The sequence below is a fragment of the Streptomyces mutabilis genome (genome assembly GCF_046628145.1).
Classification (GTDB): Bacteria; Actinomycetota; Actinomycetes; order Streptomycetales; family Streptomycetaceae; genus Streptomyces; species Streptomyces mutabilis.
Genome location: NZ_CP176874.1, coordinates 4,094,808 through 4,117,837, shown reverse-complemented (window position 1 = coordinate 4,117,837; position 23,030 = coordinate 4,094,808). Strand labels below are relative to the sequence as shown.

The 23,030-nt window shown below is 71.9% G+C and carries 20 protein-coding genes; 4 read left to right on the top strand and 16 right to left on the bottom strand.

What is annotated here, in order from left to right; translation table 11 throughout:
• Positions 1-43: 43 nt before the first annotated feature.
• From ACLIN4_RS18470 to ACLIN4_RS18450, 5 genes are all read right to left on the bottom strand, one after another.
• Positions 44-925, bottom strand: coding sequence for an SRPBCC family protein (locus ACLIN4_RS18470; RefSeq protein WP_381940625.1), 882 nt, complete (start codon positions 923-925; stop codon positions 44-46).
• Between the two features lie 64 nt (positions 926-989).
• On the bottom strand, positions 990-1,736 hold the full coding sequence (locus tag ACLIN4_RS18465) for a response regulator transcription factor (protein ID WP_289908619.1): 747 nt from the start codon (positions 1,734-1,736) through the stop codon (positions 990-992).
• A complete protein-coding gene (locus tag ACLIN4_RS18460) occupies positions 1,733-2,905 on the bottom strand; it encodes a sensor histidine kinase (RefSeq protein ID WP_107478653.1) in 1,173 nt (390 codons plus the stop codon). The genes ACLIN4_RS18465 and ACLIN4_RS18460 overlap by 4 nt, the downstream gene beginning before the upstream one ends.
• Before the next feature lie 331 nt (positions 2,906-3,236).
• The gene (locus ACLIN4_RS18455; protein WP_411576023.1) at positions 3,237-4,934 is read right to left on the bottom strand and encodes a polyamine aminopropyltransferase; all 1,698 of its coding nucleotides are present in this window, start codon (positions 4,932-4,934) and stop codon (positions 3,237-3,239) included.
• A 124-nt stretch (positions 4,935-5,058) separates the two neighbouring features.
• Positions 5,059-5,595: a DUF2617 family protein gene (locus ACLIN4_RS18450; RefSeq protein ID WP_179342529.1), complete on the bottom strand. Its 537-nt coding sequence runs from the start codon at positions 5,593-5,595 to the stop codon at positions 5,059-5,061.
• A gap of 860 nt (positions 5,596-6,455) precedes the next feature.
• Here ACLIN4_RS18450 and ACLIN4_RS18445 point away from each other — a divergent pair.
• Positions 6,456-7,664 (top strand): pyridoxal phosphate-dependent aminotransferase, encoded by a 1,209-nt coding sequence (locus ACLIN4_RS18445; RefSeq protein WP_289908618.1) that lies wholly within the window; start codon positions 6,456-6,458, stop codon positions 7,662-7,664.
• Positions 7,665-7,785: 121 nt separating this feature from the next.
• On the opposite strand, the gene ACLIN4_RS18440 is transcribed toward ACLIN4_RS18445, so the two are convergent.
• The 4 genes from ACLIN4_RS18440 to ACLIN4_RS18425 form a co-directional block, all read right to left on the bottom strand.
• Positions 7,786-8,322 carry a YbjN domain-containing protein gene (locus ACLIN4_RS18440; RefSeq protein ID WP_019324907.1) on the bottom strand — a complete coding sequence of 179 codons (537 nt, stop codon included), beginning with the start codon at positions 8,320-8,322 and terminating at the stop codon, positions 7,786-7,788.
• Between the two features lie 192 nt (positions 8,323-8,514).
• On the bottom strand, positions 8,515-11,115 hold the full coding sequence (gene clpB / locus ACLIN4_RS18435; protein WP_289908617.1) for an ATP-dependent chaperone ClpB: 2,601 nt from the start codon (positions 11,113-11,115) through the stop codon (positions 8,515-8,517).
• 331 nt (positions 11,116-11,446) lie between these two features.
• The gene (locus tag ACLIN4_RS18430; RefSeq protein WP_100047935.1) at positions 11,447-11,782 is read right to left on the bottom strand and encodes a hypothetical protein; all 336 of its coding nucleotides are present in this window, start codon (positions 11,780-11,782) and stop codon (positions 11,447-11,449) included.
• Between the two features lies 1 nt (position 11,783).
• Positions 11,784-11,948, bottom strand: coding sequence for a hypothetical protein (locus ACLIN4_RS18425; protein WP_179342527.1), 165 nt, complete (start codon positions 11,946-11,948; stop codon positions 11,784-11,786).
• Between the two features lie 128 nt (positions 11,949-12,076).
• Here ACLIN4_RS18425 and ACLIN4_RS18420 point away from each other — a divergent pair, with 128 nt between their 5' ends.
• Together ACLIN4_RS18420 and ACLIN4_RS18415 are read left to right on the top strand one after the other, a co-directional pair.
• On the top strand, positions 12,077-13,114 hold the full coding sequence (locus ACLIN4_RS18420) for a helix-turn-helix transcriptional regulator (protein WP_179350471.1): 1,038 nt from the start codon (positions 12,077-12,079) through the stop codon (positions 13,112-13,114).
• Complete coding sequence (locus ACLIN4_RS18415; RefSeq protein ID WP_289908614.1) at positions 13,111-14,094, top strand: helix-turn-helix transcriptional regulator; 984 nt, start codon at positions 13,111-13,113, stop codon at positions 14,092-14,094. The genes ACLIN4_RS18420 and ACLIN4_RS18415 overlap by 4 nt, the downstream gene beginning before the upstream one ends.
• Here ACLIN4_RS18415 and ACLIN4_RS18410 read toward each other — a convergent pair.
• Both ACLIN4_RS18410 and ACLIN4_RS18405 read right to left on the bottom strand, forming a co-directional pair.
• Positions 14,057-15,094 (bottom strand): helix-turn-helix transcriptional regulator, encoded by a 1,038-nt coding sequence (locus tag ACLIN4_RS18410; RefSeq protein WP_289908613.1) that lies wholly within the window; start codon positions 15,092-15,094, stop codon positions 14,057-14,059. The two genes, ACLIN4_RS18415 and ACLIN4_RS18410, sit on opposite strands and share 38 nt — an antisense overlap.
• A gap of 146 nt (positions 15,095-15,240) precedes the next feature.
• The gene (locus ACLIN4_RS18405) at positions 15,241-16,350 is read right to left on the bottom strand and encodes a sugar ABC transporter substrate-binding protein (protein WP_373420311.1); all 1,110 of its coding nucleotides are present in this window, start codon (positions 16,348-16,350) and stop codon (positions 15,241-15,243) included.
• Positions 16,351-16,673: 323 nt separating this feature from the next.
• Here ACLIN4_RS18405 and ACLIN4_RS18400 point away from each other — a divergent pair, with 323 nt between their 5' ends.
• A complete protein-coding gene (locus ACLIN4_RS18400; protein WP_411576022.1) occupies positions 16,674-17,234 on the top strand; it encodes a hypothetical protein in 561 nt (186 codons plus the stop codon).
• Positions 17,235-17,329: 95 nt separating this feature from the next.
• Here ACLIN4_RS18400 and ACLIN4_RS18395 read toward each other — a convergent pair whose 3' ends face one another.
• The 5 genes from ACLIN4_RS18395 to ACLIN4_RS18375 all read right to left on the bottom strand — a co-directional run bounded on the left by ACLIN4_RS18395 (position 17,330) and on the right by ACLIN4_RS18375 (position 22,786).
• A complete protein-coding gene (locus ACLIN4_RS18395) occupies positions 17,330-17,797 on the bottom strand; it encodes a heat shock protein transcriptional repressor HspR (protein ID WP_043371601.1) in 468 nt (155 codons plus the stop codon).
• Between the two features lie 5 nt (positions 17,798-17,802).
• A complete protein-coding gene (gene dnaJ / locus ACLIN4_RS18390) occupies positions 17,803-18,993 on the bottom strand; it encodes a molecular chaperone DnaJ (RefSeq protein ID WP_052836527.1) in 1,191 nt (396 codons plus the stop codon).
• A gap of 42 nt (positions 18,994-19,035) precedes the next feature.
• Positions 19,036-19,722 carry a nucleotide exchange factor GrpE gene (grpE, locus tag ACLIN4_RS18385; protein WP_107478443.1) on the bottom strand — a complete coding sequence of 229 codons (687 nt, stop codon included), beginning with the start codon at positions 19,720-19,722 and terminating at the stop codon, positions 19,036-19,038.
• Complete coding sequence (gene dnaK, locus ACLIN4_RS18380; RefSeq protein ID WP_043371594.1) at positions 19,719-21,572, bottom strand: molecular chaperone DnaK; 1,854 nt, start codon at positions 21,570-21,572, stop codon at positions 19,719-19,721. The genes grpE and dnaK overlap by 4 nt, the downstream gene beginning before the upstream one ends.
• 95 nt (positions 21,573-21,667) lie before the next feature.
• A complete protein-coding gene (locus tag ACLIN4_RS18375; protein WP_411576021.1) occupies positions 21,668-22,786 on the bottom strand; it encodes an MraY family glycosyltransferase in 1,119 nt (372 codons plus the stop codon).
• Positions 22,787-23,030: the final 244 nt, after the last annotated feature.

The window sequence follows — 23,030 nt, the reverse complement described above, 5'->3', positions numbered from 1 at the left end:
GCGCGCGGGTGGGACGGCGGTACGGCGGCGGTCCCGCTCCGGTTCAGCGGCGCCTGCGCAGTGCCCGCCCCACCACGATCGCCGACGCCACGACCAGTGCCGCGGCCGGTGCGGCCCAGCGCATGGACACGCCGGTAGCGCCCGCCTGGGGCGCGGGTACGGGGGCGTACCGGCCGCGCGGCGGGGCGTGGTCCACCTCCTCGGCGCTGCGGCCGATCATCGTGCGGCGCGCGTGCGCGGCCTCGGCGGGGGGCTCGGGGACCTCCGGGGTATCCGGGATGGCTGGGACGTCGGGGACGTCGGGGACGTCGGGGACGTCGGGGACGTCGGGCACGTCTGGAACATCCGGCGCGCCCGGCTCGTCGTCGGTCGCGGTCTCGTCCGCGAGCGAGGACGGGGGGACCTCGGTGTCGAAAACGGAGACGTGCCCGGGTTCCGACTCCTGGCCGGGCCGGGGGCCGGAGTGGGGCTCGGAGGCCTCCTGCCCGGGCTTCCCCTCCTGCTCCGCCGCCCTGCCCAGGTTCTCCGCGAAGCGGGTCAGCAGCCGGGTCGCCGCCGACGTCACCGCGTCCGCCGGCAGCTCCGTGACCCGCCCGTCCGCCGTGGCCGTCCCGGCGAACACGAGGGTGCAGCCGCCGTCCGCGTCCGCCACCCGAAGCGTGAGGGCGAGCGCGACCGCACCGGTGCCGCGCGACTCGGTGGCGTCGCCCTCGACGGCGTACGTGCCGTCGTCCCGGGCGGACAGGCGCAGCGTGCCCCGGTAGGTAATGGAGTGACTGCCGATGCGCACCTTCAGCCGCCCCGCGACGGGCTCGGCACCGGCGTCCTGCTGGAGCCCCGGAACGGCCCGCGCCACCCGGGCGGGGTCGGCCAGCGCCTCCCCGAGCCGCTCGGCCGGAACCGGAACGAACACCTCATGCTCCATGTCACGGCACCCTACCCAGCGGGCGCCCGGTGCACCCCCCGTCGGCACAAAGTCATCCGCCGCCTCACATGCCTCCCGTACTCCCCGGCGTCACCAGTCCCGTCTCGTAGGCGACCACCACCGCCTGGGCCCTGCTGGTCAGGCCGAGCTTGGTCATCGTGCGATTGAGGTGGGTCTTCACCGTGGCCTCGCTGATGAACAGCCGGTCGGCGGCCTCGGCGTTGCTCAGGCCGCGGGCGACCAGCTTCAGCACCTCGGCCTCACGCCCGGTCAGCGCCGTCAGCCCGGGCGGCGGGCCGGCGTCCGGCGCACCCGGCGGGCCGGTGTCCGACATCCGCGTGAACGCCTCCACCAGGCGCCGGGTGACCGCGGGGGCGAACAGCGCGTCGCCGCCGTGCACCGCGGTGACGGCAGCGAGCAGCCGTTCGGGACCGGCGTCCTTGAGCAGGAAGCCGGAGGCGCCGGCGCGCAGGGCGCCGTACACGTACTCGTCCAGGTCGAAGGTGGTCAGGACCAGGACGCGGGGCGCGGGGTCCACCGCCTCGGCGAGGATGCGCTCGGTGGCCTGGATGCCGGTCATGCCGGGCATGCGGATGTCCATCAGGACGACGTCCGGCCGGGTCCGTGCGGCCAGTGCCACCGCCTCGGCCCCGTCGGACGCCTCGCCGACGACCTCCATGCCGGGCGCGGCACGCAGCAGCGCGGCGAGCCCGCTGCGGACGAGGAACTGGTCGTCGACGACGAGCAGCCGGATCGGCCCGCCGGCCGCGGGGTCCGTCGCGCGGCCGGCGGCGGGGTCTGGGTCGGTCATTCGCGGACGGTGTCTCCCCGGCGTGCGGTCTGTACCGGCGTCGGCAGGGTCAGGCGCACGCCGAATCCCCCCTCGCTGCGCGGGCCGACTGCGATCGTCCCGCCGTAGAGCTTGGCCCGCTCCCGCATCCCGATCAAGCCGTGGCCGCCGCGCTCCGGGATTGTGGCCGGATCCACCCCCTCCCGGCTCTTCGCGCCACGCCCGTCGTCGGTCACCGACACCGTGACCTCGCCCGCGCGGTAGGCGAGTTCGACGGCGGCGTGCGCGCCGGGCGCGTGCTTGAGCACGTTGGTGAGGGCCTCCTGCACGACCCGGTAGACGCACAGCTGGACGCCGGGCGGCAGCGGGCGGGGGACGCCGGTGACCCGCAGCTCCACGCCGACGCCGCCGGTGCGCACCCGGGTGACCATCTCGTCGAGCTGGTCGAGGCCGGGAGCGGGGGCGCCGTCCGCGCCCTGGACGCCGTCGGCCCGCAACAGACCCAGCATGCGGCGCAGTTCGGCGAGGGCCTCGCCGCTGGCCCCCTCGATGGTGTCGAGGGCGTCGCGGGCGGTGCGGGCGTCGGTGCGGAAGACGAAGCGGGCGAGGCCGGCCTGGACGTTGATGACGGCGATGTGGTGGGCGACCACGTCGTGCAGCTCCCGGGCGATGCGCACGCGTTCCTCGGCCACCTCGCGCCGGGCCCGGTCGGCCTGTTCGACCTGGAGCTGCCGGGTGAGTTCGCCGGTGCGGCGGGCGACGTACCCGAACCGCCAGAGGACCAGCGGGAAGCCCACGGCCTGCCCCACGACCGACGCCATCGCCTCGGCGTCGCTGACCACCCCGGCGCAGATCCAGACGCCGGCGAGCAGTGCGGCGCAGGCGGCGGCGGTGCGGGTGGGGCGCAGGGAGGCGACGGTGTAGACGGCGAGCATGGGGCCGAAGGAGCCGACCACGGGCCAGTAGTCGAGGGCGATGTAGGCCGCCCAGCAGGCGTGGACGGTGAGGCAGACGGTGACGGGGGCGCGGGTGCGCAGGGCGAGCGGGAGCGTCACCAGCGCGACGAGTGTCCAGGCGAGCGGGTCGAGCGCGGGCCACCCCTGGGCGACGGCCTCGGTGCCGAGCAGTACGGCCACGGTCGTCAGCGCCGCGGCGATCAGGCCGTCGGCCGCCAAGGGGTGCAGGCGCATTGCCGCAGCGTAGATCCGCCCGCTCGACGGCGGCGTCATCCTTTCGCCGTACCGCGGAAGTTGCAGGAACCGTCGGCATACCGCGCTGGGTTGGCCTCCATGTCCACCCACCGCGGGATTCCGGGACGGGCGGGGCGGCCGTAGGTTCTCGGTGCGAACGATCCGCAGGGGGGTGTGGCGGTCCGTCCCGTGTCCGGGGGGAAGGGGGTCGGGCCGCCGCACGCGGCGGTGTTCGCCGGGAGGGCGCGGGCAAGCACCCCGGTCGGGGCACGGGGCTACAGGCACCCGGGGGGCGCCGCTTCCCGGGCAAGGGGGCGACGGGGCGACGGGGTCAGTACCGCGGGTGCACCAGCGTCGACGGCGGCAGCCCCGCCATCCGGGCGCGGGCGGCGGCGCGGGCGTCCCGGGTCAGGGAGCCGGTCGTGAGGGTGTGGGGGCGGGGAGCGGCCGGGTCGAGCCGCAGTCCAGGGGGTCTGCGGGCGGCCAGGAGGAAGCCCCAGTCGCGGGGCGCGTGCCCGGTGGCGGCGGTCGTCCGGTCCGGGCCGGGCGTGTGGCCGGCGTCCCGGGCGACGACCCTGTAGGGGACGGTCCGCAGTCCGGCCGCCCGCAGCGTCGCGTCCACCGTCCAGAAGGCCCGGGGGCGTGCCGAGACGGACCCGGCGTGCACGACGAGCCGTCCGCCGGGGGCGAGCACCCGGCGCAGCAGGCCGTAGAACTCCTGCGAGTACAGCTTGGTGCCGGCCGTGATGCCCGGGTCGGGCAGGTCCGAGATCACCACGTCGTACGTCCCGGTGGGCGTCGTGCGCAGCCGCCGGAAGGCGTCGCCCGCGGCGGTGTGGACGCGGGCGTCCCCGTAGGCGTGCTCGTTCAGCGCCGACAGGCCGGGGTCGTGCCGGGCCAGCCGGGTCAGCCCCCGGTCGAGTTCGACGACGTCGACGCGGCGCACGTCCGGGTGGCGCAGCACCTCCCGTACGGCGAGGCCGTCGCCGCCGCCGAGGACCAGCACGCGGGAGCGCGCGCCGCTCATGGCGGGGTGCACCAGCGCCTCGTGGTAGTGCCGTTCGTCGTCGGCGCTGACCCGCAGCCGGCCGTCCAGGAACAGGTCGAGGGGCCGGCCGTCGCTGTCACCGGTGAGGACCACCTCCTGCACGTCGGTCCGGACCGCCACGCGGACGTCCTGGCCGTAGACGGCGTGCCGGGCGGCGCGCTCGAAGTCGTCGGCGAGGAGGGTCGCGGTGGCGAGGAGGGCGAGGACGACGGCGTTGGCGGTCAGCAGCAGCCAGCGGGCCCGGCGGGACATGTCGCGCCGGAACAGGCCGAGGACCAGGGCCGCGCCGACCACCGCGTTGACGGTGCCGGTGAGCAGCGCGCCGGTCAGCTGGCCCAGGAAGGGCAGCAGCACGAAGGGGAACGCGAGGCCGCCGACGAGCGCGCCGACGTAGTCCGCGGCGAACAGGTCGGCGACGGCGCCCCCCGCGTCCTGGCGGCGGACCCGCTGGATCAGCTCCATCAGCAGCGGCACCTCGGCGCCGATCAGTACGCCGATGACGAGCGAGAAGGCGACCAGGAGGAAGCGCGGGCCGTCCACCCACAGGCCGCCCCAGCCACCGGTCCAGGCGAAGACTGCATACAGCACCATCGCGCTGGAGCCGCCGACGAGGGCGAGGACGGCCTCCACCGCGCCGAAGCCGGCCGCCGCGAAACGGCGCAGCCGCTTGGCCGCGAGCGAACCGAGGCCCATGGCGAAGACCATGACGGACAGGACGACGGACGCCTGGGTGACCGAGTCGCCGATCAGGTACGAGGCGAGGGCGACGAGTTCGAGTTCGTACACGAGCCCGCAGGCCGCGCAGACGAACACACCCGCCAGCACCAGGAACCGCCCGGTGCCCGGACGGACGGGCAGCCGCGCCGGCGCTCCGCTGCCGGAGGACGGGGAGGTGCCGGACGGGGAGGGCGTGCCGGGGCCGCCGGAGCCGCCCCAGGACGGCCGGGAGCCGGGTGGGGCGGACGCGCGCGGTTCGATCACGCAGTGACGTTACGTCACTCTCCGGCTGCGCTTCGTCACCCACACGTGTGGTTCCGGCGTTCCGTTGGACACCGCAGGTTTGCCCCGCCGTCCGCCCGGCCCCAGCCGTCCGGTTCCCGTCCGCTCACCCCGCGGACGGGCTGAGCTCCGGCACCGGTACCCGTACGCCCACCCGCGTCCGGGTCGCCACCAACTGGCCGTCCTGCGGATAGGCGTGCCAGGTCCGCCAGTGCACCTGCCCCTCGTGCCGCTGGGCCAGCAGCGCGGTGAAGGCGTGCGGGCTGCCGGGGAAGACACCGGCCAGGCCGTGCGGGTGGTCGGAGACCAGGGCCAGCAACTCCTGGGCCCGGCCCGCGAAGGAGCCCGGTGTCAGCACCTCCACGCGGGCGGCGAACTCGTACTCCCAGTCACCCACCCGCTTGGCGACGCCGAGCGGAAGAGGGGTACTGCTGCCCGGGATGCACGCCACCGTCTCCGAGCAGCTGCCCCGCTCCTCCTCGAGCAGGACTTGGTGGGAGGCGCCCAGGAGTCTCAACTGCAGTTTGGCGCCCGTCAGTTCGACGTCGAGACTGGCGAGCGCCGGCAAGGGCTCGCGCCCCAGGGCCCAGGCGAGGTCGGCGGCGCGCGTGTCGGTGTAGGCGGTTTTCAGGGTCGTGAGCATGGATCGGCTCCGCAAGCACACAAGGAGAATGAGGTGTGGGGCCTGCGCATCCCGGTCGCAGCCGGGTATGCGGCCCGCTCAGCCCAGTCGGCCGGTCAGGAGGGGGGTCAACAGGTCGTCCGAGGAGCTGCGTTGGTGAGGGAGAGCGAATCATGAACCGTGGCGCCGCCACAGCGTTTTTACCCAACTTCGTAGGCTTTCCATCCCTCAGGGGGCTCGTCAGCTCAACTGTTCAACCAAGGCGTACGCCCAGCCCGCACGGCGCGCGCCGGTGCGTGGGAGCGCCCGCCGGGTGTGTTTCCCGGCGGGCGCTCGTGTCGGGGGCGGACCCGGTCCCAGGGTCGGGCCCCGTGGCGGGGATGCGGTTCCCCCTGCCGGAGCTCAGCTGCCCCGTGTCAGCTGCCTCCACCGCATCCGCCGCCGCCCCCTCCCCCGCAGGACGAGCCGCCTCCGCAGGACGACCCGCCACCACAGGAGTGGCTCGCGTGATGTCCGCCCGAGGACGAGCCGTCGTCCCCGGCCCACCAGCTGTTCCGCCTGCCCCCGCCGGACGGCCGCGAGCCGCGGCCCCGCGCCCCGCCGGCGGACGAAGCGCTGCGCGCTCCGGCCAGGAGCCCTGCGATCACCAGGGCGGCGAACACGATCAGGATGAGGCCGATGACCATGGCGTCACCCTCCTTCCGATGCCCGGGCTCGCGCCCGGAAGGTCCCCCGAAGCAACCCCCCGTGGGTGCCTCGCTGTCTGCGCCTTGTGCGCACTCGGCGGCGAAGCTCTCGTCGCGTGCACGGGAGATGCCCCCCGCCGCCACGCCCCAAAGCAGAGTTGAGGAAGCTCAGAGCTTCGGCGCAGGATGACCGCCATGACCTCCATGCCCCCCGCGAGTTCCAGCGCCCGTCCCCTCCTCAATCGCCGGCTCGCCGAGTTCGGGACGACGATCTTCGCCGAGATGTCCGCCCTGGCCGTGCGCACCGGCGCGATCAACCTGGGCCAGGGCTTCCCGGACACCGACGGCCCCGAAGAGGTCCGGGAGGCAGCCGTACGGGCGCTGCGCGACGGACGCGGCAACCAGTACCCGCCGGGCCCCGGCGTCCCCGAGCTGCGCACCGCCGTCGCCGCCCACCAGCACCGCCGCTACGGCCTGTCCTACGACCCCGACACCGAGGTCCTGGTCACCGCCGGCGCCACGGAGGCCATCGCCGCCTCGCTGCTGGCCCTGCTGGAGCCCGGCGACGAGGTCGTCGCGCTGGAGCCGTACTACGACTCGTACGCGGCGTGCATCGCCATGGCGGGCGGCACGCGCGTACCGGTGACCCTGCGCCCGCACGAGGGCGCGTTCCGGCTGGACCTCGACGAGCTGCGCGACGCGGTCACCGACCGCACCCGCCTGCTGCTGCTGAACACCCCGCACAACCCGACGGGCACGGTCCTCAGCCGCGCCGAACTGTCGGCGATCGCCGAACTCGCCGTCGAACGGGACCTGCTGGTGGTCACCGACGAGGTCTACGAGCACCTGGTCTTCGACGAGGCCGAGCACATCCCGCTCGCGTCCGTCCCCGGCATGCGCGAGCGCACGGTGACCATCGGGTCGGCCGGCAAGACGTTCTCGTTCACCGGCTGGAAGGTCGGCTGGATCACCGCCGCGCCGGCCCTGCTCACGGCGGTCCGCTCGGCCAAGCAGTACCTGACGTACGTGTCGGCCGGCCCCTTCCAGTACGCGATCGCCGAGGCCCTCGCCCTCCCCGACTCCTACTTCACCGCCTACCGCGAGGACATGCGGGCCAAGCGGGACCTGCTGGCGGCGGGGCTGGAGGAGGCGGGCTTCGGCGTCTACCGTCCCGCCGGCACGTACTTCGTCACCACCGACATCCGCCCCCTGGGCGAGGAGGACGGCTTCGCCTTCTGCCGCGCGCTGCCGGAACGGGCGGGCGTCGTCGCCGTCCCCAACGCGGTCTTCTACGACCACCGGGAGGCGGGCGCGCCCTTCGTCCGGTTCGCGTTCTGCAAGAGGATTCCGGTGCTGGAGGACGCGGTCGGCCGGCTGAAGGCGCTGGGGGGCCGGGCGGCCTGAACAAACGCGGCCCCGACCGCAGCCCTGTCGGGTCCTGACGGGCCCCGAACGGCGAGAGCCCCGGCCCGGACGGTGACCGTCCGGGCCGGGGCTCTTCCCGTGTCTGTGTGGACGGAGCCGACTACTCGTCGCCCTCGTCCTTCGGCTTCTCCGCCTCGTTGACCTCCTGCTCCAGACCGAGCTGCTCCACGAGCCACCGGTCGAACTCGATGGCGGCGCGCACCCAGCTGACCGTCGAGGAGACGAAGTGCTCCAGGCTGACGCCCATGCCGATCAGCATCTGCGCCTCGCCGATCAGGCGGACCGTGCCGTCGTCGTGGGTGTGGGAGTACACCTTCGGCCACAGGGTGCGGCGGTTCCAGTCGTCGATCGACTCCAGCAGCTGCGGCTTCTCGTCGATCTGGTGGGGCCGGTCGTAGAACGTCCGCACCGAGAAGACCTGCTGGTCGCCCTCGCCGCGGAACATGAAGTACGTACGGAACTGCTCCCACGGCGCCGCGAGGTCACCCTCGTCGTCGACGACGTACTTGAGCTCCATCTGTTCGAGGAGCTGCTTCACAAGATCCTGATCCGGGACGACGGGGCCCGCCGGTCCTTGGGGCTGCGGCTCGGGCTGCTGGCCCCCGAAGTTCGGAATCGAGGACGGGTCGATGCTCACCGTGAATTTCCCTTCGTACGGATCTGGCCATCCTCCCCCATGCGGGGAGGGGGGTGGCAAGCCCGCCGGGGGCCTGTCAGCCCCTGGCTGACTCGATCCGGCCGGTCGGGTGCCCCCAGGGGCCGCCATGTGACGTACAGCGGCCCGCCACCCACCGGGGGTGACAAGCCGCGCGTACGGCACGGGCCGGGGCTACAGCGTCTTGCCGCCCGCCGCGGGCCCCACGATCAGGTCCTCGCCGAAGCGGTCCACGCGGACCGTGTCGCCGTCCTTGATCTCGCCGGAGAGGATCTCCCGGGCGAGCCGGTCGCCGATGGCGGTCTGCACCAGGCGGCGCAGCGGCCGGGCTCCGTAGGCCGGGTCCATGCCCTCGTCGGCGAGCCAGGCCAGGGCGTCGTCGGTGACGTGCAGGGTGAGGCGGCGCTCGGCGAGGCGCCGGGCGAGCGCGTCGATCTGGAGCCGCGCGATCCGGCTCAGCTCCTCCTTGCTCAGCGCGGAGAAGACCACGAGGTCGTCGAGCCGGTTGAGGAACTCCGGCTTGAAGGACGCCCGGACCACCTCCAGGACCTGCTCCTTCTTCTCGGTCTCGCTGGACACGGGGTCGACCAGGTACTGGCTGCCCAGGTTGGAGGTCAGCACCAGGATGGTGTTGCGGAAGTCGACGGTGCGGCCCTGACCGTCGGTGAGGCGCCCGTCGTCCAGCACCTGGAGCAGGATGTCGAAGACCTCGGGGTGCGCCTTCTCCACCTCGTCCAGCAGCACGACGGAGTACGGCCGCCGCCGCACCGCCTCGGTGAGCTGGCCGCCCTCCTCGTACCCGACGTATCCGGGCGGGGCACCGACCAGCCGGGCGACGCTGTGCTTCTCGCTGTACTCCGACATGTCGATGCGGACCATCGCCCGCTCGTCGTCGAAGAGGAAGTCGGCGAGCGCCTTGGCCAGCTCGGTCTTGCCGACACCGGTCGGCCCGAGGAAGAGGAACGAACCGGTCGGGCGGTCCGGGTCGGCGATCCCGGCCCTGCTGCGCCGTACGGCGTCGGAGACGGCCCGCACGGCCTCGGTCTGCCCGATCAGCCGCCTGCCCAGCTCGTCCTCCATCCGCAGCAGCTTCTGCGTCTCGCCCTCCATCAGCCGCCCGGCGGGGATGCCGGTCCAGGAGGCGACGACGTCGGCGATGTCGTCGGCGCCGACCTCCTCCTTGACCATGGTGTCGCGGGCGACCTCTTCCTCCGCCTCGGAGGCGGCCTCCAGGTCGCGCTCCAGGGCCGGGATCTCGCCGTACAGCAGCTTGGAGGCGGTGTCGAAGTCGCCGTCGCGCTGGGCGCGCTCGGCCTGCCCGCGCAGTTCGTCGAGCTTCTCCTTCAGCTCACCGACCCGGTTGAGGGACTGCTTCTCCTTCTCCCAGCGGGCGGTGAGGCCGCGCAGCTCCTCCTCCTTGTCGGCGAGGTCGCGCCGCAGCCGCTCCAGGCGTTCCAGGGAGGCGGCGTCGGTCTCCTTGCCGATCGCCAGCTCCTCCATCTTCAGCCGGTCGACGGCACGCTGGAGCTCGTCGATCTCGACGGGCGAGGAGTCGATCTCCATGCGCAGCCGGGAGGCGGCCTCGTCGACGAGGTCGATGGCCTTGTCGGGCAGGAAGCGGGAGGTGATGTACCGGTCGGACAGGCTCGCGGCGGCCACCAGGGCACTGTCCGCGATCTGCACCTTGTGGTGCGCCTCGTACCGCCCCTTGAGCCCGCGCAGGATGGCGATCGAGTCCTCGACGGTCGGCTCGGCGACCAGCACCTGCTGGAAGCGCCGCTCCAGGGCGGGGTCCTTCTCGATCCGCTCCCGGTACTCGTCGAGGGTGGTGGCGCCGACCATGCGCAGCTCACCGCGGGCGAGCATGGGCTTCAGCATGTTCCCGGCGTCCATGGCGGAGTCCCCGCCGGCGCCGGCCCCCACCACGGTGTGCAGCTCGTCGATGAAGGTGATGATCTGCCCGTCGGAGTCCTTGATCTCGGCGAGGACGGTCTTCAGCCGCTCCTCGAACTCCCCCCGGTACTTCGCCCCGGCGACCATGGCGCCGAGGTCCAGCGCGACCAGCCGCTTGTTCTTCAGCGACTCGGGCACGTCCCCCTTGACGATCCGCTGGGCGAGCCCCTCCACGACGGCGGTCTTGCCGACACCCGGCTCACCGATGAGAACGGGATTGTTCTTGGTCCGCCGGCTGAGCACCTGCACGACCCGCCGGATCTCCTGGTCCCGCCCGATGACGGGATCGAGCCTGCCCTCCCGGGCGGACGCGGTGAGGTCGGTGCCGAACTTCTCCAGTGCCTTGTACTGGCCCTCGGGGTCCGCGGTGGTCACGCGGCGCCCTCCCCTCGCCTTGCGGAAGGCCTCCTGCAGCTTCTTCGCACTGGCTCCCTGCCCCTCCAGCACCTCACCGGCCGCGCCGCCCTTCGCGGCGATGCCGAGGAGCAGGTGCTCGGTGGAGAGGTACTCGTCCCCGAGCTCCTTGGCGCGGGCCTGGGCGTCGGCGACCACGGCGAGCATCTCACGGTTGGGCTGCGGCGGTGCGACGGTGGCACCCGTGACGCTGGGCAGCCCGGCGAGGATGCGCTCGGCGCCGGAGCGCACGGCGGCGAGGTCGGCCTCGACGGCGGCGAGCAGGTCGGTGATGTTCTCGTTGTCCTGCCCCTGGAGCAGGGCGAGGAGCAGGTGGGCGGGGGTGAGGTCGGCGTGCCCCTCGGTCACGGCCCGGTTGCTGGCCGCGTTGATCGCGTCCCGGCTCCGGTTGGTCAGCTCGGCGTCCACGTTCTGGCTCTCCTCCTAGCGTCGGCCGTGGCGGTCGGCCGTGTCTCCCAGTGCTGACTCATCCAACGTACACAAAGTTGAGTCTATTCCACTCAAGGGCAGAACGGCGGGGGTCCCGTCCGGGTGGCACCAGGTTCCTGGCCCGCCGGCCTCCTCGCGCGGTGGGCACCGTCGCGCGACAGCCTTTTCGGCCACATCGAGAAGGGGAGGGATACGCGGCGATACCGCGAAATGTCCCCACACACGACAGCGGCGTCACCGTGTTCAGGTCACGGTGACGCCGCTGCCGGGGGGAAGCACCTGAGCGATCTGTTACGACGGGGGAATCGCGTCAGGCACTGCGGGGGGTGGCCGAGATGGTCCTCACTTCGGAATCCTCCGGCCGCGCGAGCCGGTGGTCCCTCTGGTCCAGGTTCACAAAGATCATTCCGTACCGGATGGCACACCGCACGGGCTGCGGCGCCCCGCGCGGCCGCCGCAGGCACCGGTACGCCCTCACGTCACCGTCCTCGTCCAGCGTGACGACGACCGGCTCGCCGAAGACGGTCACCATCAGGGAGTCACCGGGGTGGGGGATCGCGGTGACCAGGTCGATGAAGTGCCAGCCGGAGCGGTAGGCGGTTGCCATTTCCCGGCGGAAGGACCGGTCGTCAGGTGGCGTCGTCATGTCACGACCACACCGTGTCGTCCGTTACGGCAGTCGTGTCCTCGCCGGTCGGCGCGGCGGTCACCTCGACTGACTCGACACCGTTCGCTCGCTCATCACCCTGCGCAGCAACGAGGCCATTCAGCGCTCCGAAGGCCACGACGGCGGAGAAGGCGGCGACAAGCACCGAGCGAAGCATTCTCTTAGGCATAGTCGGCTTCGTCCTCACTTGAAGGTCCCCTCTTCCCCCGTCGGATAAGACGATGGCTCATATAGGCACGTCATGGCCACACAATCGGTGCATCATGTTCCTGCATGTTCAGGACCCTGGGGGGTGGAGATTTGACAACGAATCGGACCAATGAGGCACATGCCCACGGGATCACTGAACTGTGCGAGGAGGGAGGGCGTGTCTACGCCCACGCGCTGCGCACCGGGCGTATCGCTCGTGCGGAGACGAGCCGCGCTCCGTGCCTCATAGACTTGGCCCTCCTGCATCCCGACCCCGACGACGCGGACTGGCTGCGCCCCGTCCCTCCGTCGATCGCTCTGTCGCAACGGCTCAATCCGATCGAACGGGAAATCGCCGACCGCCGCCGGACGTCGATCGCACTGGCGGAAGCATTCGAGCCGTTCATGACGCTCAGTGCCCAGGGGACGGCTCCGATCCACTCGATCACGGTGCTGGAAGGCCTGGACCGCATCAACTCGGCACTCGACCTGGCCACTACGCAGTGCAAGAACGAAGTGCTGACCGTCCAGCCCAGTGCTCGCCATCCCGAGCGGCGGCTCGTGGAAGGCATGGAGCGCGACAAGACGCTGACCGAGCGCGGCGTGCGCATCAGGACTCTTTACCAGCACACGGCCCGGTACAGCGCGGAACGACTGGCCTACGTGGACCGGTTCTCCAACGGCAAAGCGGAGTACCGGACCATCGACGAGCTGGTCGAGCGCCTCATCATCTGCGACGACACGGTCGCGTTCATCCCTGTTCGCGATGACCGGCAGGTGGCACTGGAGATCCGTCACCCGGGCCTCGTCGCATATCTGATCAAGGTCTTCGAGTTCATGTGGGGCCGCGCCGTTCCGCTGAGCGCCGGCGCCCCGTACGAAACGGCGCCCGACGGCATCACCGACATCCAGCACTCCATAGCCAAGCTTCTCGTGGAGGGCCATGTCGACGAGGCCATCGCCCGCCGTCTGGGCATGAACGTGCGTACGTGCCGGGCCCACATCGCGAAGCTGGCGACGGCCCTGGGGAGCGGCAGCCGCGCCCAGCTCGGCTACCTCATAGCCCAGTCGGGAATCCTGGAGCAGGAGCACGAAGGGCCGGCAGGGGAAGCCGACTCATGACGGACGGGACGCACCGGCACAAGGACGAGGAACTGTGCGAGGCGGGGCTCGCTCTCTACTCCCGCGCTCTGCGCGAAGGTCATGTGGACAGCGCCGCGGCCACTGCGGCACCTTGCCTGATCGACATCGGCCTCCTGCACCCGGCCGTCGACGACCTCGACCGGTTGGAGCCGATCACACCGGCCGTAGCCCTGCAACGGCTGCTGCGCACGTCGGAAGAGCGCATAGCCCGCGAGCGGCGGCGTGGCGAACGTCTGGCGGACGTCTTCGAACCCCTCATGCGCCTCGGCACGAGCGCCGCGGCGAACGACGACACCCCGTCACTCAGAATCCTCAGCGGCAAAGAGCGCACGGGCCAGGCCATCGAGGAGGCGATGGCCGAGGGCAGGCACGAGCTGCTGGCCATCCAGCCCCACGACTCGAAGGTCACCAAACGCCCCGACATCCTCGAAGGAGCCATCAAGCGGGACCAGGCCTTCCTCGACCGCGGCGCCCGCATCCGTGCCCTGTACCAGCACACCGCACGCCACGCCCCCTACGCCCGCGCCCGCTACGAGCACCTGACCGGCGACGTGGAAGCCCGCACCCTCGACGAGGTCACCGACCGTCTCATCATCGTCGACCGCACCGTCGCCTTCATCCCCGCCAACGCCGACCGCTCACTCGCCCTCGAAGTCCGCCACCCCGCGCTCATCGCCTACTTCATCAGCACGTTCGACCGCTTCTGGCACCTCGCCACCCCCATGCACCCCCAAGCCGTCCAGCCACCCACCCTCAACGGCATCACCCCCCGCCAACGCGCCATAGCCGCCCTCCTCATCGAGGGCCACACCGACAACAGCATCGCCGAACGCCTCGGCATGAACGTCCGCACCGCCCGCGTTCACATCGCCAAACTCGCCACCACCCTCGGCAGCGAGAGCCGCGCCCAGCTCGGCTACCTCATCGGGCAGTCGGGAATCCTCGATCCGGAAGGGTGACGGGCGCGGGCGCACTGCGCGGGGGGCCGTCCAGGCCGACCTGGGCGATCCGCACCCCCAACTGCGTCCGGCTCGCCGCGCCCAGCGTCTCCGAGAGGCGGGCGATGTGCGCGCGGGCCGTGCGGACGCTGATGCCGAGGCGCTCGGCGATCACCGCGTCCTGGTGGCCCTCCGCCAGCAGCGCCGCGATGGACTGCTCGCGGTGGGAGATGCCCTCGATGCCCGTGTCCGGGAGCGGCGCGGTCAGCGGGATCGCCAGGCGCCACAGGCGTTCGAAGACCGTCACCAGGTACGCGACCAGCGCGGGATGGCGCAGTTCCAGGGCCATCGTGCGGTCCGTGTTCGCCGGTACGAAGGCCACCGTACGGTCGAAGAGGATGAGCCGGTCGATCACCTCGTCCAGCGTGCGCGCCTCCACCGCGTCGCCCATCAGCTCCAGGTAGTTGAGCAGGCCCTGCCCGTGCCGGGCGACGTGCGTGTACAGGTCCCGCATCCGCACCCCGCGCCCGCGCAGCGCCAGCGCCCGGTGCAGGCCCTCGGAGAGCTCCGCCTCACGCCGGATGCCGCCGGGCTGCACGGTCAGGACCTCCGCCGTGCAGGCCTGCGTCGCCTCGTCCATCGCGGCCTGGATGCGGGACAGGCCGTCGAGGACCCGGATCGCGGTGCCCTCCGTGCCGGCGGACGGCGTGGTACGCCCGCCCAGGCCCGCGTAGAACTCGAAGGCCTCCACCGCCGAGCCCACCCGGCGCTGGCTCGCGCTCACCTCGTCGTAGACCCCGCGCAGCAGCCGGGTCATGACCTCCTGCGGGGAGGTCGGCACCAGCCAGTCCATGTCGTCGGGGTCCGGGTGCAGCAGGGCCAGTTCGAGGAGGCAGGGGACCGGTTCGGCGTCCCGGCGCGGCACCCGGCCGCGTCGTACGGCCCGGGAGTACACGCGGTCCCCGGCCGCGCACAGCCGGTCGGCACCGTGTGGATGCTCCTGAGCCCCGTGCCCGGCCATCGCCCGTCCCACCCCCGGTATCCGGCTGTTTCCGCAGCGCAACTATGCGCGGCCGGGACCGGGTCCGCAACACGGCTGAGCACGGGACGACGGCCCGGCCGCGTCCGGTACGACGGGTCCGCCGGACGCCGACGGGGCGCTTTCGGCTACTTCAGCCCGATCTCCGCACACTCCGCCTCGTACTTGGCGGTGCAGATGTCGGAGACCTTGTAGAAGCCGTCCGCGACGACCGTGTCCTCGATGTTGTCCTGGGTCAGCGCGACGACGGGGACCAGCTGGGCGGGGATGCCCTTGTGGGTGGGGCTGTCGACCTTGTCGCGGGCGAGGGCGTCGAACTGGATGTCCCGGCCCTGGACGCGGGCCACGGCCATCTCGGCGGCGCTCTCCGCCTCCTGCGGGTAGGACTTGTACACGCTCATGTACTGCTCGCCGGTGACGATCCGCTGCACCGCCGACAGCTCCGCGTCCTGGCCGGTGACCGGCGGCAGGTCGGTGACGCCCGCGTCCTCCAGGGCCTTGATGACGCCGCCGGCCATGCCGTCGTTGGCGGAGTAGACGCCCGCGATGTTGTTCTTGCCGATCTTGTCGATCGCCTCGGCCATGTTCGCCTCGGCGTTCTCCGGCTTCCAGTCCTTGGTGTCGAAGGACTGGGCGATCGTCACCTTGCCGTTCAGCTCGGCCAGCGCACCGGCCTTGAACTGCTTGGCGTTGGGGTCGGTGGGAGAGCCGTTCATCATGACGATCTTGTCGGAGCTGTCGGAGCCGTCGCCGAGCGCCTCGACGAGGGAACGGCCCTGGACCTCGCCGACCAGCTCGTTGTCGAAGGAGATGTACGCGTCGATCGGCCCCTCGGCCAGCCGGTCGTAGGCGATGACCGGGATGCCGGCGTCCTTGGCCTTCTGCACGCTGTCCCCGATGGCCTTCGCGTCGACCGCGTCCAGGACGATGACGTCGACCTTGTCGTCGACCATCTGCTGCATCTGGTCGGCCTGCTTGGACGAGCTCGCCTCGGCGTTGGCGTACTTGACGTTGCCCTGGTCCTTGGTGAGCTCGGCGACCTTCGCCTTGAAGAAGGGGTAGTCGAACTGCTCGTAGCGGGTGTTCGCCTTCTCCGGGAGGAGGAGCCCCACGGTGATGTCGTTCCCCTTGGTCGGGCTGGCCTCGTCACTGCTCTCCGAGGCTCCGAGCGTGCCGCAGCCGGCGAGCATGAGGGACATGGAGGTGGCGGCCACGGATATGGCGGTACGACGACGCATGCGAGGGCTCACTTCAGGTGCGATTCGGGACGTGGGCACAGCAGTGCGGCCCATGTGACTGAAAAGCCAACGCTTTGGCCACCATCGGCGTCAAGGGGATCCACTTAACGAGATGGGCACAGTGCGTTCCGCCGAACTCGCGGAGACGGTGCGGCCGTAGTGCGGAGATCTGTCGAAGGCGGCCACACCGGCCGACCACGCACCGCGCACATCTGTGTGCGGGGCCGCCGGGCCGATCCGGGCGGTACGGAAACGAAGACCCGCGCGGACGCGTCTGACGTATCGACCACACGTCGGAACCGCACAGTCGAGGAAACGAACGCATGGGGCAGGACACCGACACCCACGAAGTCGAGGGCGCGCAGGAGCGGCCGGTGAGGGAATCCGTCGCCGAGGACGGCCGCTTCGGCGCCGTGACCGTCCGCCTGGACACCGCTCTGGGCGAGGTGACCGTCGAGGGCGGCGCCGTGCCCCGGGTCGAGTTGCGCCGCGCCGAGGGGGCGGAGACCGACGACCACGTCCCCGTCGGCACCCGGGACGGGAAGCGGCTCGCCCTGACCGTCGACGGCGAGGAGGCCGTACTGGCCCCGTCGAAGGGGCGGCTGACCCGGCGCTCGTTCGCCGTCGACGTCCGGCACGCGGGCCGCGCCTGGCGCCTGGTGCCCGACTCCGTGGCGGGCAGCCGTCTGCTGCGCGACGGGGAGCACGTCGGGGACTTCGGCTCGCAGGGCGACGGCCGGGTGCTGGCCGAGTGGCGTGAGGGCGCGGAGCCCGAGGCGCTGGACGCCGCCCTCGGGTACGCGCTGGCCGCCGCGTTCGGCACCGGCGCCCACCCCATGTGGATGCTGGTCGTCGACGCGGTCGGCGACATAGTCCCCGGCTGACGTCCCGCGCTGTCCCCCGGGCCGGGCCGCCGCGCACGCGAAGGGGCCCGGGGTTCGCGCACGAACTCCCGGGCCCCTTCGACGACGAACCGGCGTCAGTCCGACTGCTGCCGCTTGGGGCGCCACACCACCAGCGCGCTGGTCTGCTGCACCTCCTGGTACGGGACCAGGTCACGGCGGTACGAGGCGTGCACCGCCGCCTCGCGCTGACGCATCGCGGTTGCGGCGCCGTCGAGGGCGTCCTGCATCTCGGCCAGGCGCGCCTGGAGCGCGGCGACCTGGTTCTCCAGTTCGATGATGCGCTTGATGCCGGCCAGGTTGATGCCCTCGTCCTGCGACAACTGCTGCACCTGCCGGAGCAGTTCGATGTCGCGGGCCGAGTAGCGCCGGCCGCGCCCGGCCGTGCGGTCCGGCGAGACCAGGCCGAGGCGGTCGTACTGGCGCAGGGTCTGCGGGTGCAGTCCGGAGAGCTGGGCGGCGACCGAGATGACGTAGACCGGGGTGTCCTCGGTCAGTTCGTACGGTGAGAAACCCCCGCGCCGGGGGGGACGACGGCCGTCCATCTCGATCAAGCTCCCTTCGCGGCCTGGAACAGCTCCGCCCGCGGATCCTCGTCCGCGGTCGCCTCGCGATACGCCTCGAGCGCGTCACGAGCCTTCCCCGTCAGGTCCTTCGGAACACTCACCTCGACGGTGACCAGAAGGTCGCCGCGGGTGCCGTCCTTGCGGACCGCGCCCTTGCCCCGGGCGCGCATGGTGCGGCCGTTGGGCGTGCCCGCCGGCAGCTTCAGCGTGACGGGCGGGCCGCCCAGGGTCGGGACCCGGACCTCGCCGCCGAGGGCCGCCTCGGCGTACGTCACCGGGACGGTGACGGTGAGGTTGTCGCCCCGGCGTCCGAAGACGGGGTGCTCCTTGACGTGCACGACCACGTAGAGGTCGCCCGCCGGACCGCCCCGCTCGCCCGGTGTGCCCTTGCCGCGCAGCCGGATGCGCTGCCCGTCGGAGACCCCGGCAGGGATGCGGACCTGCATCGTCCGGGAGGACTTGGCACGTCCGGAGCCCTTGCAGACGTCGCAGGGGTCCTCGGCGATCAGGCCGCGGCCCTTGCAGTCGGGGCACGGGTCGGTGAGCGAGAAGCCGCCGCCCGAGCCCCGGGCGACCTGCCCGGTGCCGACGCAGGTCGGGCACACGCGCGGCGTGCCGTTCTTGTCGCCGGTGCCCGAACAGGCCTTGCAGGGCGCCTGCGAGGACATCCGCAGCGGGACCGTGGCGCCCTCGATGGCCTCCGTGAAGCTGAGGGTCACCTCGGACTCGATGTCCTGGCCGCGGCGCGGCTGGGTCCGCGTGCCGGTGCCGGGACCGCCGCCGGTGCGGTTGAACAGGCCGCCGAAGACGTCGCCGAGTCCGCCGCCGAAGCCGCCGGCACCCTGGCCCCCGCCCTGGGCGCCGCCTCCGAAGAGGTCGCCCAGGTCAAAGTTGAAGGTGCCGCCGCCCGCGCCCGGCCCCGGACGGAAACCGCCGTTGCCGAAGAGCGCGCGGGCCTCGTCGTACTCCTTGCGCTTCTTGGGGTCACCGAGGATGTCGTTGGCCTCGGAGATCTCCTTGAAGCGCTCCTCCGCCTTGACGTTTCCCTTGTTGGCGTCCGGGTGGTTCTCGCGGGCGAGCTTCCGGTACGCCTTCTTGATCTCGGCCTCGGTGGCGTCCTTGGGGACGCCGAGAACCTTGTAGTAGTCCTTCTCGATGAAGTCCTTGGTACTCATCCCCGACGTCCCTCCTCTCGCGCCTCATCCGTCATGTCGAGCTCAGCCCTCGTCCGGGCCACCGCTCTCCTTGGTGCCGCCGTTCCCCGCGTTGTCCGCGGAGTCGGAGCCGTCCTTGGCCTCGGCGCCCTCCTCGGCCGGCTTGACCGTCTGCGCACCCGGCTGCGGCTCGGCGACCGCCACCCGCGCGGGGCGGATGGTGCGCTCGCCGATCCGGTACCCGGGCTGCAGGATCGCCACGCACGTCGTCTCCGTGACGTCCGGTGCGTAGGAGTGCATCAGGGCCTCGTGGATCGTCGGGTCGAAGGGCTCGCCCTCCTTGCCGAACTGCTGGAGGCCCAGCTTGGCGACCGTGGTCTCCAGCGACTCCGCGACGGACTTGAAACCGCCGACCAGCTCGCCGTGTTCACGGGCGCGGCCGACGTCGTCGAGTACGGGAAGCAGCTCGGACAGGAGGTTCGCGACGGCGACCTCCTTGACCGCGACGCGGTCCCGCTCCACCCGGCGGCGGTAGTTCTGGTACTCGGCCTGGAGGCGCTGGAGGTCGGCCGTGCGCTCGTTGAGCGCCGTGCGCGCCTGGTCCAGCTGGGCCACCAGGCCCGCGTTCTCGCTCGCGTCCCCGGCCGGGGCCGCCCCCTCTTCGGAGGCGGCCTGCGGCTCGGCGTCTTCGGGGGTGGCGCCGGAGGGGACGTCGGGCTTCTCGTCGAAACCCGGGGTCTCCTCCGTCACGCGGCACCGTCCTTGCGCTCGTCGTCCACGATCTCGGCGTCGACGACGTCGTCGTCGGCCTTGTCACCGGCCTGGGCACCCGCGCCCGGGGCCTCGCCGCCGGCGGCCTGCGCGCCCTGGGCGTCGGCGTACATGGCCTGGCCCAGCTTCTGCGAGACGGCGGCGACCTTCTCGGTGGCGGTGCGGATCTCGGCGGTGTCCTCGCCCTTGAGCTTCTCCTTCAGCTCGGCGACGGCGGACTCGACCTCGGTCTTCACCTCGCCCGGGACCTTGTCCTCGTTGTCCTTGAGGAACTTCTCCGTCTGGTAGACGAGCTGCTCGCCCTGGTTGCGGGACTCGGCGGCCTCGCGGCGGGCGTGGTCCTCCTCCGCGTACTTCTCGGCCTCCTGGCGCATCCGGTCGACCTCGTCCTTCGGCAGCGAGGAGCCGCCGGTGACGGTCATCTTCTGCTCCTTGCCGGTGCCGAGGTCCTTCGCCGTGACGTGCATGATGCCGTTGGCGTCGATGTCGAAGGCGACCTCGATCTGCGGGACGCCGCGGGGCGCCGGCGGCAGACCGGTCAGCTCGAACATGCCGAGCTTCTTGTTGTACGCCGCGATCTCGCGCTCGCCCTGGTAGACCTGGATCTGCACGGAGGGCTGGTTGTCCTCGGCGGTGGTGAAGATCTCCGAACGCTTCGTCGGGATCGTCGTGTTCCGCTCGATCAGCTTGGTCATGATGCCGCCCTTGGTCTCGATACCGAGGGACAGCGGGGTGACGTCGAGGAGCAGGACGTCCTTGACCTCGCCCTTGAGGACACCGGCCTGCAGGGCGGCGCCGATGGCGACGACCTCGTCCGGGTTGACGCCCTTGTTGGCGTCCTTGCCGCCGGTCAGCTCCTTGACGAGCTCGGCGACGGCGGGCATCCGGGTCGAACCGCCGACGAGAACGACGTGGTCGATCTCGGACAGCTGGATACCGGCGTCCTTGATGACGTTGTGGAACGGCGTCTTGCAACGCTCCAGCAGGTCGGCGGTCAGCTGCTGGAACTGGGCGCGCGTGAGCTTCTCGTCCAGGTGCAGCGGGCCCTCGGCGGAAGCCGTGATGTAGGGCAGGTTGATCGAGGTCTCGGTGGACGAGGACAGCTCGATCTTCGCCTTCTCGGCGGCCTCACGCAGGCGCTGGAGCGCCATCTTGTCCTTGGACAGGTCCACGCCGTGACCGGACTGGAACTGCTTGACCAGGTAGTCGACGACGCGCTGGTCCCAGTCGTCACCACCGAGGTGGTTGTCACCGTTGGTGGCCTTCACCTCGACGACGCCGTCGCCGATCTCCAGCAGCGAGACGTCGAAGGTACCGCCACCGAGGTCGAAGACGAGGATGATCTGCTCGTCCTTGTCGAGGCCGTACGCCAGGGCGGCGGCCGTCGGCTCGTTGACGATGCGCAGGACGTTGAGGCCCGCGATCTCACCGGCCTCCTTGGTGGCCTGGCGCTCGGCGTCGTTGAAGTACGCGGGGACGGTGATGACCGCGTCGGTCACCTTCTCGCCCAGGTAGGACTCGGCGTCCCGCTTCAGCTTCTGCAGCACGAAGGCGCTGATCTGCTGCGGGTTGAAGTCCTTGCCGTCCAGGTTGATCTTCCAGTCGGTGCCCATGTGGCGCTTGACCGACCGGATGGTCCTGTCGACGTTCGTGACCGCCTGGCGCTTGGCCACCTCGCCGACCAGCACCTCACCGTTCTTGGCGAAGGCGACGACGGACGGCGTGGTCCTGGCGCCCTCGGCGTTGGTGATGACGGTGGGCTCGCCGCCCTCCAGAACGCTGACGACGGAGTTAGTCGTGCCCAGGTCGATGCCGACCGCACGTGCCATGGTGAATAACCTCCAGCTGACTTGAGTGGAACAGGCTCAAGTGTGCACGACGCCGTCGGCCGGGTCAACAGAGGTGAGTCGGGCAGACTCAACTCTTATCCGTTCCTTACACGCAATGGCGCACTGACCTGCACTTCCTCCATACGCCGAGCCTGGCGAACCGGAAAAATCGTCCCTCCGGAGGACGCGGTGACCGGCCCCCCGGTTGCCCCTGACGACTCCCGGGAAACGGCCCGTGGCCGCCCCGCCGCCCCGTACACGCGCACCCGCGACAACGCCGCCACCACGACGACCGCCCCGCCCGCCACCCACAGCACCGCCACCCGGCCGGCCCAGCCGGCGTGCACGAGCACCCCGACGAGCACCCCGCAGAACGAGGCCGCGCCGAGCAGGACCACCGCGCCCTGCGGGGTCAGCCCGAGCCGCCGCAACCGGTGGGCGAGGTGGTCGGGCCCGCCCCGCAGCAGGGGCCGCCCGGCCACCCGGCGGGAGAGGAGCACGAGGACGGCGTCGGCGCCCGCCACCGCGGTCAGCGCGAACAACACCCCCGCCCCGGTCCCCGGATCGTGCCCCGCCCGGGTGAAGACGGCCGCTGCGGCCAGCAGGAAGCCCGTGAAGAGCGCACCGCAGGCGCCGAGCGCGATCCGCGCGGGATGCCAGTTGTGCAGGAGGAACCCGGTCAGCGCGGCGGCCAGCGCGCTCAGCAGCACCGCGAGGGAGTCCATCACCTCGGCGGCGGCGCAGGCGGCCACCCCGAAGGCCGTCACGACCCCCACCGTGCCGGCCACCCCGTCCGCGTGGTCGAGCCCCTGGAAGGCGACGGCGACCAGCGCGACCCAGACCACGGCGAGCCCTCCGGCCACCGGCCCGGTCACGCCGTACGGCACCACGCACGCCGCCGCGAGGGCCGTACCGGCGACCACCCACCGCCGCCGCAGCCGCCACACGTCGGCGGCGAGGCCGAGCGCGCCGACGGCGGTGGCCGCCACCAGCAGCCGGCCGACCGCCGGACCGAGCGGCACGACGCCGGTCCAGTTCCCGGCCCACCCGGCCAGCCCGGTCACGAGGACGACGGCCGCCCCGCCGAGCAGGGGGACGGGCCGCCTGCGGCGCCGGTCGACGAGGGCGAGGCGCAGGGCGGGGGCCCTCAGCAGCCCGGTGAGCAGGGCGGCGAGGAGAAAGGAGGAGGTGGCGGCGACGATCCCGTAGAGCACGGGGCATAAACTATGCCGAATATCACTATTTGCTACGAACGGCACCCCGGCCCGGCGTGGCGCCCGCCCGGCCGACCGACCAGCCGTCCGGCCCCGACGCCGCCCCGCCGGTCAGGGTTGCCTCAGCGACGCAGATCACCGCACGTCCGACTACAGTGCGGCGGAGGATGGGGGTAGTCTCAGACAGACTGATTAAGTTACCGCTTAGTAATACCGATACCGAGCGGTGCTGAGCGCAATACCG